Source organism: Pseudomonas sp. SP16.1, from assembly GCF_052682975.1.
Map to the genome: position 1 here is coordinate 1,766,912 of NZ_JBQYFZ010000001.1, position 15,583 is coordinate 1,782,494.

Sequence of the window (15,583 nt, forward strand, 5' to 3'; positions counted from 1 at the left end):
TGAGTAGCGCAACCATGAATATTTCATCCGAAGCGGAACTGCAGGCAAACACGCGGTCGAGCGTTGCCGAGGTTCGTGCCACCACCCTCAGTGCCACGGTCGATTTCGAGCGAGACGGTGTGCAGCACGGCTTCCTCAAGCTGCCGTACTCCCATGACCAGTCGGCCTGGGGCTGCATCATGATCCCCATCAGCGTGGTGAAGAACGGCGTGGGTCCTACCGCGCTGCTCACCGGCGGCAACCACGGCGACGAATACGAGGGCATCACCGCGTTGCTCAAGCTGGCTGGAGAGTTGCGGGCAGAGGACGTCCAGGGGCGGGTGATCATCGTCCCGGCGATGAACTACCCGGCCGTGCAGAACGGCAGCCGTACTTCGCCGATCGACAAAGGCAACATGAACCGCTCTTTCCCCGGCAACCCTACAGGGAGCATGACCGAGCGTATCGCCGATTACTTTCAGCGGCACCTGATTCCGTTGTGTGACTATGCCTTGGATATACATTCCGGTGGCAAGACCCTGGACATCCTGCCGTTCGCCGCAGCCCACCGACTACCGGACGCACAGCAGGAGGCCAAGTGCATCGAGGGTGCACGCCTGTTCGGTACCGCCGCCAGCATGATCCTCTTCGAGCTGGATGCAGCTTCGTTGTACGACACGGCGGTGGAGTCCCAGGGCAAGGTGTTCGTCACCACCGAACTGCGTGGCGGCGGCACCAGTACCCCCGAAACCATGGCCCTGGCCGATCGTGGTGTGCGCAACTTCCTAAAATTTGCCGGAATTCTCGCCGGCGAGTTGGAGCTTGCCGACGAGCCGCGGCTGCAACTGGATATGCCCGATGCCAGTTGCTACGTGCAGAGCACCCATCGCGGCATTCTCGAACTCACTCGTAGCCTGGGCGATCGCCTCAAGCGAGGCGACCTCGTTGCGCGGGTACATGCGTTCGAGCGCACCGGCACGCCGGCCGTGGAATATCGTGCAGAACGGGATGGGCTCCTGGTTGCCCGACGTTTTCCCGCACTGGTGGACATCGGCGACACCCTGGCAGTAATCGCCGACATCGTCGAAAGCTAGAGGCCGGCAGGTTCGGTCGCAACCAAATGACAATAACAGCAAGCGGAGACCTCACCATGAGCACCCTAAGCACACTGAAGAAAATGGTCCTGACTGCAGCGATGGGGCTGACCCTGATTGGCCAGGCGAGCCTGGCGGCTGCGGAGGAATGGAAATTTGCCCTTGAGGAAATCAGCGGCAGCGTGCAGGACGCCTACGCCCAGAAGTTCAAGCAACTGATCGAGGAAAAGAGCGGTGGCAAGATCAGCGTTACTGTCTACCCATACGGTGCGCTGGGCGAGTCGGAAGATCTCACCGAACTTGTGGCTAACGGTGTCCTGCAGTTCACCCATGGCTCGACCGGCATTCTTGGCTCCACCGCTCCAGGCATGCAGGTGTTCTCGGTGCCCTACCTGTTATCCCAGGACAATGCGGTGAACCTCAAGCTGCTGACCGAGAGCCCAACAATCTACGGGCCGGTTGCCGACAAGCTGAAGACCCGCAATCTACGCTTGCTGAGCATGTACCCGGAAGGCGATATGGTCTGGACCACCAACAAGGTGGTGCGCAAGCCGGCCGATTTCGCCAACGTGAAGATGCGGGTTATGGCCTCACCGATGCTGGTGGAGACCTATAAGTCGTTCGGTGCTGTCCCTACTCCGCTGCCTTATTCCGAGGTTTATGGGGCTCTGCAGCTGAAGATGATCGATGGCCAGGAGAACCCGGTTTTCGCCATCGAGGAAATGAAGTTCTATGAGGTCAACGATGTCATGACCTGGTCGGGACACCAACAGTTCACGGTTGCCGTCCTGTCCAGCGAGTCCTGGTACCAGGAGCTGCCTGCCGAGCAGCGTGCACTTATCGACGAGACTGTGGAGGAGTTGGCGCCTTACATCTTCGAGACCCAGGCCAAGTACAACGATGAGCGCCTGGAAAAGATCAAACAGGCCAAACCGGGTATCCAGCTGGTGCGTCTGACCGAAGACGAGCAGGCGGCTTTCCGCGCAGCCAGTCAACCTATGCGCGAGAAGCTGGTGCAACTGGCCGGCCCCGAAGCAGGCTCTGTGCTCAAGGCCCTGGAGCAGGAAATCACGGAGCTGGAAAAGCAGTAACCCCTGTTGCCGGCGGGCACTCCGCCGGTTTTTTTGCAGTGTTGCTCTGTTCGGGGCGGGCCAACGTTCTGGGCAGGCATGCAGGATGGGTTAGGCGCAACGAGAGCCATGCTGCAGATCGATCCCTGCAACACTTATGCCGAGCAACCTCGCCCCTGTGGCGGGGTGCGGCCTTTTTCGCCGTGGAGCCGTTTATGCGTCTGGACAGCTATGACCTGAAGATTCTGCGCATCCTGCAGTGCAATGGGCGGATCACCAAGTCCAGCTTGGCCGAAGCCATCAACCTGTCTATCAGCCCCTGCTGGGAGCGGGTCAAACGTCTGGAGGAGGCCGGAATCATTCGTGGCTACGGTGCCCAGCTGAATACCGAGATTCTGCTCAAGCGTGCTTCGGTGATGGTCGAGATCAGCCTTAAACAGCACAACCGTGAAGCCTTCCAGCGTTTTGAAAATGCCATGCAGGAATGTCCTGAAGTCACCGAGTGCTACGCCACTGGTGGTGGCATCGACTATATCGTCAAGGTCATGGCGCGCGACATCGACCAGTACCAGCGCCTGATCGACCGCTGGCTGATGACCGACTTGGGCATCGAGCGTTACTTCACTTACATCGTGACCAAGACCATCAAACACAGTGAACCTCCGCTGATGCTAGACGGTGAAGAAGCCTAGCCGGCATTTCCGTAAGCCATCCTGTCCCCCCCTTGATGCTGCCGTTTCGTCCCTAGCCGGTGGTGCAGAAAAAAACATCAGCACGCCACCGGCAAAGAAAAAAAACAGCCCGCCCGCCCCCCTTTGAAGAGAAAAAATCGCTGACTGGCAAACCCTAAAGTGGAAGCCGTAAACACGCACCACGCCTTGCGCCGCGAACCCGCTGCGCAAGGCAAGTAGAGGGGATACCGTCCATGCACATGCTTAAAGATCCACGCCTGGTTCGCCAGTTGGCCTACGTCAACGGTAAATGGGTTGCCGGTCACGAGGGGCGCGATGAAGCGGTCATCGATCCAGCCAGCGAAGAAACAATCGGGCGCTGCACCCAGCTGGACGCGAGCCAGATAGAGCACGCCATCGATTCGGCGCAAGCCGCCTTGCCGGCCTGGCGCGCGCTGTCGGTGGACGCACGTGGCGTGATACTCGGTAAATGGCACGATCTGCTGTTGGAGAACAAAGAAGACCTGGCCAGGCTGATGACCCTCGAGCAGGGCAAGCCGCTGGATGAGGCCCGTGGCGAGATCGACTACGCCGCGTCCTTCATTCGCTGGTTCGCCGAGGAGGCGCGGCGCGCTTACGGCGAGACCATCCCCAGCCACATTCGCGACGCCCAACTGGGCAGCGTACGCGAGCCGATCGGCGTTGCCGCGCTGATCACGCCGTGGAACTTTCCCTGCGCGATGATTACCCGCAAGGCCGCCGCGGCCCTTGCTGTGGGCTGCACTGTGCTGGTCAAGCCGGCTGGCGAGACGCCGTTCTCCGCTTTGGCCCTGGCCGAGCTCGCGGAACGTGCCGGCTTCCCCGCCGGAGTTTTCAACGTCATTACTGGCGAGCCGGAGATGGTTTCCCAGGTGCTCTGTGCCAGCGACAAGGTCAAGGCACTGTCCTTTACCGGCTCGACCCGGGTCGGCCGCCTGTTGCTGCAGCAGGCTGCAGCCACGGTGAAGAAGTGCTCGATGGAGCTGGGCGGCAACGCGCCCTTCATCGTCCTTCCAGACATGGACGTGGAGCAGGCTGCTCAGGCGGCGATCGACGCCAAGTTCCAGACCACTGGCCAGGACTGCCTGGCGGCCAATCGCATCTTCGTTCATCGCTCACTGTATGAACCGTTTCTGGCAGCCTTTGCCCGGCGCATGGGCGAGCTGACAGTGGGCAACGGTCTGGTCCGCGGGGTCAATCAGGGGCCGCTGATCAACGCCAAGGCGGTGGCCAAGGCCCAGGAACTGGTAGACGACGCAGTGACCAAGGGCGCGCGCCTGCTAGTCGGCGACCAGGGCCAGGCGCCGGGCCGCAACTTTTTCATGCCGACCCTGCTGGCCGATGTGACCGCGGATATGCGTGTGTATCGGGAAGAAAACTTCGCCCCTGTGGCCGGCGTGCTGGCCTGGGACGACCTGGAGCAACTGATCGCCCAGGCCAACGATACCGAATACGGTCTGGCTGCCTACGTCTACGGTCACGACATGCGACCGGTCTGGCGGCTTTTGCGCGGCCTCGAGTTCGGCATGGTCAGCGTCAACTCGGTGAAGATGACCGGCCCGCCCGTGCCATTCGGTGGCGTCAAGCAGTCCGGCCTCGGCCGCGAGGGCTCACGCCACGGCCTCGATGAATACAGCCATATCAAGTACTACTGCCTGGGCGGCCTGCCCAGCGCCAGCGGTAGCTGAAAACTACTGCGGGCTTCGCGCGCTATGCGCTGCCTAGCCTGCGCTCGCTACGTTTTCAGTGGGTTCGATTCCACTGAAGCAAATCACGAATGAGTTCCAAGAGGGCACTGCCATGACCATCGACACCCAGAAGATCATCGAGATCGACCGCCAGAACGTGTTTCACGCTTCCACCCATCTCAAGCAACATGCCCATGGCGAGAGCCCGGCGCGGATCATCACCGGCGCCCAGGGCATCCGTATCCAGGATTCGTTGGGCAACCAGTTCATCGACGGCTTCGCTGGCCTGTACTGCGTGAACATCGGCTATGGCCGCAACGAGATGGCCGAGGCGATCTATGAGCAGGCCAAGCAACTGGCCTACTACCACACCTACGTCGGCCACACTACCGAGGGCATGGCCACCCTGTCCGAGCGCATCGTCACGCTCGCCGGCCAGGGCATGAGCAAGGTCTACTACGGCATGTCCGGTTCGGACGCCAACGAAACCCAGCTCAAGCTGGTCTGGTACTACAACAACATCCTCGGCCGTAAGGAGAAGAAGAAGGTCATCTCCCGCGACCGTGGCTATCACGGTTCGAGTATCGCCTCCGGTTCCATGACCGGCCTGCCGGTGTTCCACGCTCACTTCGACCTGCCGCTCGAGCGCATCAAGCACACCGTGGCGCCGGTCTACTATCGTCGTCCCGACGACGCCATGAGCGAACTGGAATTCTCCCGCTACTGTGCGCAGAAACTCGAGGAGATGATCCTCGCCGAAGGTCCGGATACGGTCGCGGCGATGATCGGCGAACCGGTCCTCGGTACCGGCGGCATCGTGCCGCCTCCGCAGGGTTACTGGACGGAGATCCGCAAGGTGCTGGACAAGTACGACATCCTGCTGATCGCCGACGAGGTAGTCTGTGGCTTTGGCCGCCTGGGTGTCGACTTCGGTTCGCAGTACTACGAGATGAAGCCGGACCTGATCACCGTGGCCAAGGGGCTGACCTCGGCCTACCAGCCGCTGTCCGGGGTGATAGTCGGTGAGCGAGTCTGGCAAGTACTGGAGCAGGGCACCGATACCTACGGTGCCATTGGCCACGGTTACACCTATTCCGGGCACCCCATGGGCATCGCGGCGGCCATCGCCAACCTGGATATCATCGAGCGCGAGAACCTCACTGGCAATGCCCGGGATACCGGTGCCTACCTGCAGCAGCGCATGCAGCAGACCTTCGCCGAGCACCCGCTGGTCGGCGAGGTTCGTGGCATCGGCTTGCTCGCCGCTCTGGAGTTCTCCAGCGATCGTAGCAAGCGCCAGCACTTCGACCCCAACCTCAAGGTCGGTCCGATGGTTTCCGCAGCCTGCCTGGAAGAGGGACTGATCGCTCGTGCCATGCCGCACGGTGACATCCTCGGCTTCGCTCCGCCGCTGGTGGTCACCCGTGGCGAGGTGGACGACATCGTTGCCCGTGCCGAGCGTGCGGTGAACAAGGTCACCGACAAGCTGATCAGTAGCGGCGCCTGGCAGGCCAAATAAGGCAACCAGGTAACGTGGCGGGGATTCACGGGAGTCTCCCGCCGCTTTGGTTTAAAGCGCTTCTCTGGGGGTTGGCATGCAACAACAACTGAGCCTGCAGGATATCTACCGGGCCCGCCGGCGCATCGCCGGGCTGGCCCTGCGTACACCCTTGGTGCGCTCCGAAGCCTTGTCGCGGCGTTGGGACTGCGAAGTCTGGCTAAAGTTGGACAACCTGCAGCCTACCGGCTCTTTCAAGCTGCGTGGCGCGCTCAATGCACTGCTCGGTCTTGATCCCATGCAGCGGGAACGTGGCGTGGTGACCATGTCCACCGGCAATTTTGGCCGCGCCCTGGCCTATGCTGGGCAGCACCTGGGCATTCCAGTCACGGTATGCATTTCGCGCCTGGTGCCAAACAACAAGGTCGAGGCGCTGCGACAGAGCGGCGCCGAACTGGTAATCCATGGTGATTGCCAGGATGACGCCGACAGCGAGGCACGCCGCCTGCGTGATGAACAGGGGCTGGCCTATGTTCCGCCTTTCGACGATCCGCTGGTGATCGCAGGTCAGGGCACCTGTGGCCTGGAAATCATGGAAGAGCAGCCGGACATCGACCTGGTGTTCGCTGGTCTCTCAGGTGGCGGCCTGATCGCCGGCCTCGGCCTGGCGGTCAAGAGCGTCAATCCTGCCGCCGAGGTGGTTGGCGTGAGCATGCGCGAGGGGGCGGCGATGCTCGCCAGTCTCGCCGCCGGCCATCCGCTGCAAGTGCCGGAGGTGCAATCGCTGGCCGATAGCCTGGGAGGCGGTATCGGATTGGACAACGCCTGGACCTTCGCCATGACCCAGCGCTACATGGATCGCGGTTACAAGGTCGACGAGGCACAGATTGCCCGCGCCATGCTGCATTTCCTACATGAAGAAAAGATGCTGGTGGAGGGCGCCGCTGCCGTAGGTGTCGCCGCCGTCGAACAGCATCGCCTGGAGCTGTCGGGGCGGCGTGTGGCCTTTGTGGTCAGCGGCCAGAACCTGTCGAATGAAACCTTTGCCGAGGCCTACCGCCTGGCTGGAGAGCGTCCCTATGCATATCTATAAGCGCAAGCAGATCGCAGAGCGGGTCAAGCTCGATGCGACTGCCCTGGAGGCGGTCGAGGCCGGCTTCGCTGCCCTTGGTCGTGGCGAGGTGGAGATGCCGCCGATCCTCAGCATGAACATCGCCGAGAGCAACGGTGAGGTCGATGTGAAGACCGCACATATCCGTGGCTGGCCGCGTTTCGCCATCAAGATCAGCCCTGGATTCTTCGACAACCCCAAACTGGGCTTGCCCAGCCTCAATGGCCTGATGCTGCTGTTCTCGGCCAAGACCGGGCTGGTCGAGGCGGTGTTGTTCGACGAGGGCTACCTGACCGACATCCGTACCGCCTTGGCCGGCGCCATCGCCGCCAAGCACCTGGCCCGCGCCGATGCGCACAGCGTCGCGGTGATTGGCGCCGGCCTGCAGGCCGAACTGCAGGTCGCGGCCCTGCGCTTGGTTCGGGATATCCATGAGGTACATGTATACGCCCGCGACCACACCAAGGCCGAGGCCTATGCCACTCATATGCGTGCCCATCACGGCCTGCCGGTGACCGTGCACACCAGTGCCGCCAGCGCCTGCGCCGAGGCCGACATCGTGGTCACCACTACCCCGGCACGCGAACCGGTGCTGCGCTGGAGCGACCTGCCAAGGGGTATCCACGTCACCGCCATGGGTTCGGACAACCCGCACAAGAACGAGCTGGAGCCCACCATCCTGGCCAGTGCCGACCTAGTGGTGGTCGACCGCCTCAGCCAGTCGCAGGCTCTTGGCGAGCTGCATCATGCCCCGGCGCTGCAGCGTGAGGTATTCGAACTGGGCAGCCTGATTGCCGCGGGCCGCTCCCTGCGCAGCAGTGCCGAACAGATCAGTGTGTGCGACCTTACAGGCACGGGTGTGCAGGATACCGCCATCGCCAACTATGCTGCGCGTCTACTCGAGGGAGTCTGAAATGAGCCTCTCTTTCGCTGACTTCCAGAGTCTGCAACGGATCTTCCCCTTCCAGCGCACAACGGATGACGGACATGTGCGCATCGGCCTAGTGCAGCTGGCCAGCGACTTCACCCTGGAGAACGAGTGGCGTCAACTGCTCGGCGAGCGGGTCGAGTTGTACAGTACGCGCACACCCTGCAGCCCTACCGTGACCACTGAAGGTCTGCGCGGTTTGGCGCAGAATCTTGCCCAGTCCAGCTCCCTGTTGGTTCCAGGGCTGGCGCTGGATGTGCTGGCGTTCGGCTGTACCTCCGGCAGTATGCTGATCGGTGAGCAGCAGGTGACTCGCCTGCTCAGTCAGGCTCATCCCGGGGTACCAGTAAGCAATCCCTGGAGCGCGGTCAAAGCCGCCTTACGCGGCCTCGATGCACGGCGCATTGCCGTGCTGACACCCTATATTGGTGAAGTGAACTACCCACTTCACCAGGGCTTGCAGCAGGCTGGTCACGAGGTGGTGGCCTTCGGCACCTTCGCCGTGCTGGATGACGCCGAGATTCCGCGAATCCCGGCTGCTGCAATCGAGGCGGCGGCACTGGAGCTGCTCGCCGGTCAACGAGTCGATGCGCTGTTTCTCGCCTGTACCAACCTACGTACCTTGGGCCTGCTTGATGCACTGGAAAAGCGTCTCGGTTTGCCGGTGATCTCAAGTAACCAGGCGCTGTTCTGGCACACCCTGCAACTGGCAGGCTGCGTACACCGACCGCAGGGCTTTGGCAGCTTGCTGGTAGACAGCTGGGGGCCGCGCTGAGAGGGGAGTGTGCAGCCGCTCATTCGATGGCCTTGAAGGAATACCGGGATGCGTGACAGACAGAAGGGTTTGCTGCTCACTACCCTGGGCATGTTGGTGATCTCTCCAGATGCCCTGGTGCTGCGCTGGTTGGCCGGTGATGCCATGCAGATCCTGGCCTGGCGCGGCCTGCTGATGGCGCTCGGGCTCGGCTTGCTGTTGACCTGGCGCTATCGTACTGAGCTGCCCAGGGCATTTCACCGGTGTGGCTGGACCGGCCTTGGCTGTGCGCTTTGTTACTGCTTCAGTACCCTGTGTTTTGTGCATGCTATGGGATTGGCCGGGGCGGCCAGTACGTTGCTGATCTTCAGTCTGTCGCCTCTGATTGCTGCCGCCTTGGCCTGGGTTTGGCTGGGCGAGCGCCTGGCCTTGCACACCCTGATGGCCATTATGGTGTGCCTGGGTGGCGTGCTGTTGATCGTCGTGGATGAGTCACCGGGCAGCAGCCTGAGCGGAAATCTTCTGGCCCTGGTGGCAGCCACTTTGCTGGCTGGCAATTTCACTCTGGCACGCAGCCAGCCGGCGGTGGACATGAGCCCTGCATTGATCCCCGGAGCGCTGCTGGTGTCGCTACTAGGTTTCGTCTTTGGTGGTACTCCGGACTTTGCCGTGCAGCAGTGGTTGGTGCTGGCAGTGATGGCCGGCGTGCTGCTGCCGCTGGCGTTTATGCTGATACAGCTGGGGCCGCGTTGGATCAGTGCCACTGAAGTGGGCCTGTTACTGCTTCTGGAAGTAGTACTGGGACCCTTGTGGGTCTGGTGGCTGCTCGACGAGGCCCCAAGCGGTCAGGTTCTGCTGGGCGGCACCATCATTCTTCTGGCGTTGTGTGGCCATAGTCTGCTGGGCTGGCGGAGTGGCTCTCGGCCTTTGGCCGCCTGAATATCCAGACCAGGAGTGAGGATGTCGCCCGGGACATCCGTTCCATCGATGGCCAGGTCGCTGCACATCCGTGGCTTCATCGACCAGCCAATCACCTGGCACGAAAACAGATCCAGCGCCACCGCCAAGTACAGCCAGCCCTCATAGGTGCGGGTGTAAGTGATGTCGGTGACCCGGACCTTGTTCGGTTCACTGACGGTGAACTGCCGCTCCAGGCGGTTGGGCGAGGCCACCGTCTGCTTGCCCCCGTAATACCCGGGGCGCCGACGATAGCTGGTCTGCGAGCGCAGCCCCTCCACTCGCATCAGACGAGCCCCGCGATGCCGGCCACAGGACCGAGCTGAGCGCGCCAGGTGCCAGTGAGCGGGCAGATCGCTCCGGGGCAGCCAAAACCGCTGAATCCATCATTAGCTCGATACATCAGGCCAAGTTGGCCGTGATCGAACATAAGTTATTGGGCTGGTTGGACGGTCCACTAGCTAGCTCCGGATCGGTGATATAGCGCAACACATCCTGCAGGGGCGGCTGGCCGCTATCGACGTGCTCTCCAATCGCCGGGAGGCGGGACGCGGACGTACATCGAGATGCCAAGCATAACTCCTCCAGATCAATGATATTGCGAATGAAGCTTATGGCCACAAGCGCACGGGGGGTGGATAGCAAGCGTAGGCGTGCTGCAGGCAATAGCTGACTTTGGGCAGCGGGAGCGCCGCCAGCTTGAACAGCATTGTCATGTAACCGGATCCGGTGAGGACCAGCAATACTGCGATCAGAAGCTTTTTTCTTATTGTCATGTCGGTCTCTCGCCAAAGGCCAAACCGTCGCGCGTTTCGACGCAGCCTAGGTAAGGCGCATGCGCTTGGCCTCGTCCGAATGGACTAGCTGCTACACGAGGTCATACGGTTGGCGATGACCGGTCAGTTGCTGTCGAAGGTGCTGAGGTGGTTCATGGCCATGAACAGGGCGGCTATGGCGCGCGCCTCATGCATCTCGCCGCAGGCGACTAGCCGCGCTACCTGAGAGATGGGCACCTTAATTATCTCCAGTGGTTCCGGCTCATCGCCAAGCGCCGGGCAGGGTTGCAGATCCTCGGCCAGCACGACCTGATAGCTGTGGCAGAGGTGACCGGGGGCAAGGGTCAGTTGGCCCAGTTCCGTTAGGCGTCCGGCGCGCAGGCCGATTTCTTCCTGAAGTTCGCGGTTGGCGGCGGCCAGGTAACTTTCACCGAGGTCGACGCCGCCCTTGGGCAGGCCTAGGACGCGCTGTTCGACCCCCACGGCGTATTCGCGCACCAGCAGTACGTGGGCGGGATCCGGGCGGGCGACCACCATCACCGACTGGTAGCCGGTGCCGCGCAGGCGTTCGTAGACGCGTTGCTGCCCATTGCTGAATTCCAAGTGCAGCGCTTCGATCTGGAAGTAGCCGCTTTCGGCCAGTAACTCGGTTTTGACAATGGTGGGTAGGCTGCGCATGGGTTTCTCCCCCGTGGTGGAGAACGGCTGGGACAGTGCACAGAGTGCCGCCGGGTCGGTGGTGCAACATCGTCTGCTCGGACTAATGAGGGGGGGCACTTAAGCGCTCGTGCGGCGGCCACCTCCCGCGCTCAGGGCGAGAGGCGGTGCGGCAGTGGGTATCAGCCGAGGGTGGCGACGCTGCGCAGGATCAGGCGTACCAGCATGGTCTGGCGGGTGACTCCGGTCTTGGAGAAGGTGGCGCGTAGATGGGCGCGGGCGGTGTTGCGGCTGATGCCGAGCTCGTCTGAGGCTTCGTCCAGGGTCAGGCCGTTGGCCAGCAGCAGGGCCAGCTGGGTTTCGGCGGGGGTCAGGTCGAACAGGGCGCGGACGATCTCGTGTGGCGCGCTGGATTCCTGCTCCGGGTCGCTGATAAAGATGGCTACAGTCGGGCAATGTTTGCCTTCACTCCACTCGCTAGGCGGGATGGAACGCACCACGATGCCCAGGTCGGCGCGCCCGGAGGGGCGCTGCACGCGCATGGCCTCGACCACCGAGGGGTTGCTGCTTTTCTGCGCCAGCAGGGCCTGCTTGATCAGCTGGCGGAACTGCTGGCTGTCGCGGGGGGTGCCGATCTGCAGGCTGTCGTTGACCAGCTTGAGGCCATCCTTTTCCTCCAGCAGGCGTTCGGCTAGGCGGTTCTTCTGCAGCACCTTGCCGTCCTGGTCGAGGATGATGGTGCCCACCGCCAGCTGATCGACGGCGCCGGCATAGAGATTGCGCTCGCTTTCCATGCGGTTGAGGTGCATGTGCAGCACCACCGCGCGCTCCAGATGGGGCAGAAACAGGGTCAGCAGGTCCTTTTCGTCCTGGTTGAAGGGGGGATCGCTGCGGCTGCGGCTGATGCGGATGCGGCAGTGGGCGCCATCGGGGGTGTTGATATCGGCGCCGAGCACATGGAACACGTCGGTCGGTTCCATGAAGTTCTTGTAGAACTCGGAGTTCAGCCAGTCATCTACCGAGACGAACTCGATCAGACTGACCACCTGGCGTTCCGGCAGGCCGACGAAGGGGTCCAGGGCATAGAAGTGCTGATGGTAGGCCGAGGTGACGGCCTCCGAGCTGCCCGATGTGGAGATGCTCAGGCCGTCCACCTGCTGGCTGGGGGCACGCAGGATAAAGGTGGCGTACTTGGAGTTCAGGGCATTCTTCAACTGATCGAGGAAGCTGGTCCAGGGGACGTTTTCCAGCGGACCCTGGTAGAGGGTACCGAGCATGTCGCTGAACTGGTCGAGGGACAGGGGTAAGGCCATATGCAACTCGTTTTATTGTTATAGGAACTGCTGACAGCGTAGGGGCAAACGGCCATAAAGTTAAGCGCCGGCGCGGCCAGCCGTCTCGCCAGTGGCTCAGGCGTTTTCGGCGGTGCGCTCGAGCACGACGAAGCGCTTGCTCTGGCGCACATCCTCGCCCAGTTCGGCGACATCGGTATAGAACTGCTCGTACCACCTGCGCAGCTGGTAGACCGGGCCGTCGCCGTCGCACAGCAGCGGGTTGTCCACCCGTGTCTTGCTGTGCCAGATCCGCACATCCTCATAGAAGGCGGCGCGGGCCTGCTCCACGTAGGCCTGGGCCATGGCGCGGTTCTGCTGCTCGTCGAGCCCGGCGATCTTCTTCACCAGCACGCCGTAGCGCAAGGTGAAGCTGTGCTGGTCGATGGGCACGTGGCAGTTGAGCAGGATCGAGTGGATCGGCATGCCATCCATGGCGCCGGTCATCTCGGTGATCTGATAGGCCGGGCCGTAGTAGGTGGCCACGGTGTTCAGTTCGCTGTCGCCGGACAGGCGGGCGCTTCTGCCGCGCATGTACTGGCTGGCGACGTGCCTGTCGAAGACGTTGCTGAAATGCTCCAGCACTGTGCCATGCACCTTGTCGAAGTGCGCCATGTCGGCAACGTTGTCCACCAGTTCGCGGCAGTTGGTCTCGATGACCATCTCCTCGATCTCCCACTCGGCCCACTCGGCGCTGAAGCAGGCGTCGATCCGCGGTATGCGCTGCTCCTCCATTGGCGGATTGCCCTCTGGATCGTTCCAGACGAACAGCAGGTGATTTTCCACCAGGGTCGGCCAGCTCTTGATCCTGGCCCGTGGCGGGACGCGCTTGGCGTAGGGGATATCGGCGCAGTGGCCATCGGCGTGCCAGCCCCAGTCGTGGAAGGGGCAGCGCAGGGTATCGCCTTCCACGCAGCCTTCGCTGAGGTCCGCGCCCATATGCGGGCAGTAGCCGTCCAGCACATGCAGCTGGCCGTCCTCGCCGGCGAAGGCGACCAGGCGGGTGCCGAACACGTTCAGGCGGTGCGCCTTGCCGTCGCGGTACTGGCTGGCCAGGCCGAGGCAGTGCCAGCCCCGGGCGTAGCGATCCGGCAGGGCTTTGCGTTCGATGCGGTGCGGGGTGCTCATGGACATTCTCCACTCGGGGCTGAAGGGCGCTCGGGGTGATTCTGCGGCTCAGGCAATTGCCGGCATCGTCTGATCGGACGATGGCTGTCGCCGGGCATAGCGGCTCTACTGCCGACAACACTGGGCAGACTGGAGTCGCAGATGCAGATTCAACGAAATCAGGTGGCGCTGATCACCGGCGCGGCCGGGGGTATCGGCAGCGGGCTGGCGCGTCTGGCCGGCGAGCGGGGGATGCGTCTGCTGCTCAGCGACGTCGACGAGGCGGGCTTGCTGGCGCTGCAGCAGCGCTTGCGCGAGCAGGCGGTCGAGGTGCTGGTGCAGCCGGCCGATGTCAGCGATCCGGAGCAGGTCGAGGGCCTGCGCGCACTGGCCGAGCGCGAATTCGGCGGCGTCGATCTGCTGTTCAACAACGCCGGGGTGATGCAGACCGGTTTCTCTTGGGAAATCACTCATGAGCAGTGGCAGCGGGTGCTGCGCATCAACCTGCAGGGGGTGATCAACGGGGTGCGCAGCTTCGTGCCGGCCATGCTGGCCCGTGGCCGCCCGGCCCATGTGGTCAATACCGCCTCCCTGGCGGGGCTGATCAGCAGCCCGATGATGGCGCCCTACAACGTCAGCAAGCAGGCCGTGGTGGCGCTGTCGGAGACCCTGCACTACGAGCTGGCCATGCTCCAGGCCCAGCTCGGCGTTTCGGTGCTCTGCCCGGGACCTGTGGCCAGCGCCATCATGGCTTCCAACCAGAGTGCCGGCGCCGCCAGCGGCCAGCTGAACCAGCTGCTCGACAGTAGCATCCGCCAGGGCATGGACCCTTACGAGCTGGCCGGGCAGGTGTTCACCGGCATCGAGGCGCAGCGCTTCTGGCTGCTGCCGCACAAGAGCTTCAAACCGGCCCTGCAGCAGCGCCTCGCCAGCATCCTGGAGGAGCGCAATCCGCAGTTTCAGATGATCGATATGGAGGCGCCCGAACATGTCGCTTGATCCGCAGATCGCCGCCGTGCTGCAGCAGTTCGGCGCCTTGCCGCAGCCGGATTTCGCCCAGCTCGACGCCGCCGCCTATCGTGAGGTGGCCGACCGCATGCTGCCGCCGCTGCCCGGCGAAATCATGGCCGAAGTGCGCGAGCTGACGCTGGTCGGCGCCGCGGGCCCGCTGGATGCACGGCTGTACCGCCCGGTCGAGGGCGAGCAGTTGCCCGTCCTGCTGTTTCTCCATGGCGGCGGCTTCGTCATCGGCACCCTGGATACCCACGACAACCTGTGCCGCAGCCTGGCCATGCAGAGCGGGGCGGTGGTGGTGTCGCTGGCCTACCGCCTGGCCCCGGAGGCGCCTTACCCGGCCGCGCCCATGGATTGCTACAGCGCCCTGTGCGACCTGCTGGCGCGCGCGGAGGAGCTCGGTGTCGACGCGCAGCGCCTGGCCCTGGTCGGCGACAGCGCCGGCGCCAACCTGGCGATTGCCGTCAGTCGCCTGGCGCAGGCAGAGCGGGGGCCGCGCATCCGCCATCAGTGCCTGTTCTATCCGGTCACCGATCTGCGCTGCGCCAGCCCATCCTACGACAAGTTCGCCGAGGGCTACTTTCTTACCGCGGCGATGATGCGCTGGTTCGCCCGTCAGTACCTGAGTCAGCCGCAGCAGGCCGAGGATGCGCTGGCCTCGCCGCTGCTGGCCGAGGACCTGGCCGGCCTGCCGCCGACCAGCCTGATCAGCGCCGAGTACGACCCCCTGCGCGACGAGGGCGAGGCCTTCGCCGAGCGCCTGCGGCAGGCCGGTGTGCCGGTGCGCCTGCGCCGATGCGCGGGCATGATCCATGGCTTCGTCAGTATGGCGGCCTTCGTTGAACCCGCCGCCCGGGCCCTGGCCGAGGCGGCCGCCGACCTGCGCGCCGCGCTGGAGTAGAGGTACAG

14 protein-coding genes and 1 pseudogene are annotated in these 15,583 nt (G+C 63.2%); 11 read left to right on the forward strand and 4 right to left on the reverse strand.

Annotation, left to right across the window (positions count from 1 at the left end):
* The first annotated feature begins 14 nt into the window (after positions 1-14).
* The 9 genes from doeB to ACUTAF_RS08675 all read left to right on the forward strand — a co-directional run bounded on the left by doeB (position 15) and on the right by ACUTAF_RS08675 (position 9,771).
* Entirely contained in the window at positions 15-1,073 is a 1,059-nt protein-coding gene (gene doeB, locus ACUTAF_RS08635; protein ID WP_397484984.1) for a N(2)-acetyl-L-2,4-diaminobutanoate deacetylase DoeB, read from the forward strand.
* A 56-nt stretch (positions 1,074-1,129) separates the two neighbouring features.
* Positions 1,130-2,164 (forward strand): TRAP transporter substrate-binding protein, encoded by a 1,035-nt coding sequence (locus ACUTAF_RS08640; protein ID WP_445579586.1) that lies wholly within the window; start codon positions 1,130-1,132, stop codon positions 2,162-2,164.
* A gap of 194 nt (positions 2,165-2,358) precedes the next feature.
* Positions 2,359-2,835, forward strand: a complete 477-nt coding sequence (locus tag ACUTAF_RS08645) for an Lrp/AsnC family transcriptional regulator (protein WP_397484982.1) — start codon at positions 2,359-2,361, stop codon at positions 2,833-2,835.
* A gap of 233 nt (positions 2,836-3,068) precedes the next feature.
* Entirely contained in the window at positions 3,069-4,541 is a 1,473-nt protein-coding gene (locus tag ACUTAF_RS08650; RefSeq protein WP_445579587.1) for an NAD-dependent succinate-semialdehyde dehydrogenase, read from the forward strand.
* A 112-nt stretch (positions 4,542-4,653) separates the two neighbouring features.
* Positions 4,654-6,060 carry an aspartate aminotransferase family protein gene (locus tag ACUTAF_RS08655; RefSeq protein WP_445579588.1) on the forward strand — a complete coding sequence of 469 codons (1,407 nt, stop codon included), beginning with the start codon at positions 4,654-4,656 and terminating at the stop codon, positions 6,058-6,060.
* A gap of 76 nt (positions 6,061-6,136) precedes the next feature.
* On the forward strand, positions 6,137-7,132 hold the full coding sequence (gene eutB, locus ACUTAF_RS08660; RefSeq protein ID WP_445579589.1) for a hydroxyectoine utilization dehydratase EutB: 996 nt from the start codon (positions 6,137-6,139) through the stop codon (positions 7,130-7,132).
* The gene (locus tag ACUTAF_RS08665) at positions 7,119-8,063 is read left to right on the forward strand and encodes a cyclodeaminase (RefSeq protein ID WP_397498784.1); all 945 of its coding nucleotides are present in this window, start codon (positions 7,119-7,121) and stop codon (positions 8,061-8,063) included. Before eutB ends, ACUTAF_RS08665 begins: the two co-directional genes overlap by 14 nt.
* A 1-nt stretch (position 8,064) precedes the next feature.
* Positions 8,065-8,853, forward strand: a complete 789-nt coding sequence (locus ACUTAF_RS08670; RefSeq protein ID WP_397484978.1) for a maleate cis-trans isomerase family protein — start codon at positions 8,065-8,067, stop codon at positions 8,851-8,853.
* A 48-nt stretch (positions 8,854-8,901) separates the two neighbouring features.
* Complete coding sequence (locus ACUTAF_RS08675; protein WP_445579590.1) at positions 8,902-9,771, forward strand: DMT family transporter; 870 nt, start codon at positions 8,902-8,904, stop codon at positions 9,769-9,771.
* Between the two features lie 44 nt (positions 9,772-9,815).
* Here the strand turns inward: ACUTAF_RS08675 and ACUTAF_RS08680 are convergent.
* The 4 genes and pseudogenes from ACUTAF_RS08680 to ACUTAF_RS08695 all read right to left on the reverse strand — a co-directional run.
* Positions 9,816-10,106: pseudogene (locus tag ACUTAF_RS08680) on the reverse strand (DDE-type integrase/transposase/recombinase); the annotation flags it as partial.
* A gap of 582 nt (positions 10,107-10,688) precedes the next feature.
* A complete protein-coding gene (nudE, locus tag ACUTAF_RS08685) occupies positions 10,689-11,243 on the reverse strand; it encodes an ADP compounds hydrolase NudE (protein WP_445579591.1) in 555 nt (184 codons plus the stop codon).
* 161 nt (positions 11,244-11,404) lie between these two features.
* On the reverse strand, positions 11,405-12,535 hold the full coding sequence (locus ACUTAF_RS08690; RefSeq protein WP_445579592.1) for a helix-turn-helix transcriptional regulator: 1,131 nt from the start codon (positions 12,533-12,535) through the stop codon (positions 11,405-11,407).
* Between the two features lie 96 nt (positions 12,536-12,631).
* On the reverse strand, positions 12,632-13,681 hold the full coding sequence (locus ACUTAF_RS08695; protein WP_445579593.1) for a Rieske 2Fe-2S domain-containing protein: 1,050 nt from the start codon (positions 13,679-13,681) through the stop codon (positions 12,632-12,634).
* 141 nt (positions 13,682-13,822) lie between these two features.
* Between ACUTAF_RS08695 and ACUTAF_RS08700 the strand changes: the two genes are divergently transcribed.
* Positions 13,823-14,659 carry an SDR family NAD(P)-dependent oxidoreductase gene (locus ACUTAF_RS08700; RefSeq protein WP_445579594.1) on the forward strand — a complete coding sequence of 279 codons (837 nt, stop codon included), beginning with the start codon at positions 13,823-13,825 and terminating at the stop codon, positions 14,657-14,659.
* Positions 14,649-15,575, forward strand: a complete 927-nt coding sequence (locus tag ACUTAF_RS08705; RefSeq protein ID WP_445579595.1) for an alpha/beta hydrolase — start codon at positions 14,649-14,651, stop codon at positions 15,573-15,575. The genes ACUTAF_RS08700 and ACUTAF_RS08705 overlap by 11 nt, the downstream gene beginning before the upstream one ends.
* The last annotated feature ends 8 nt before the right edge of the window (positions 15,576-15,583 follow it).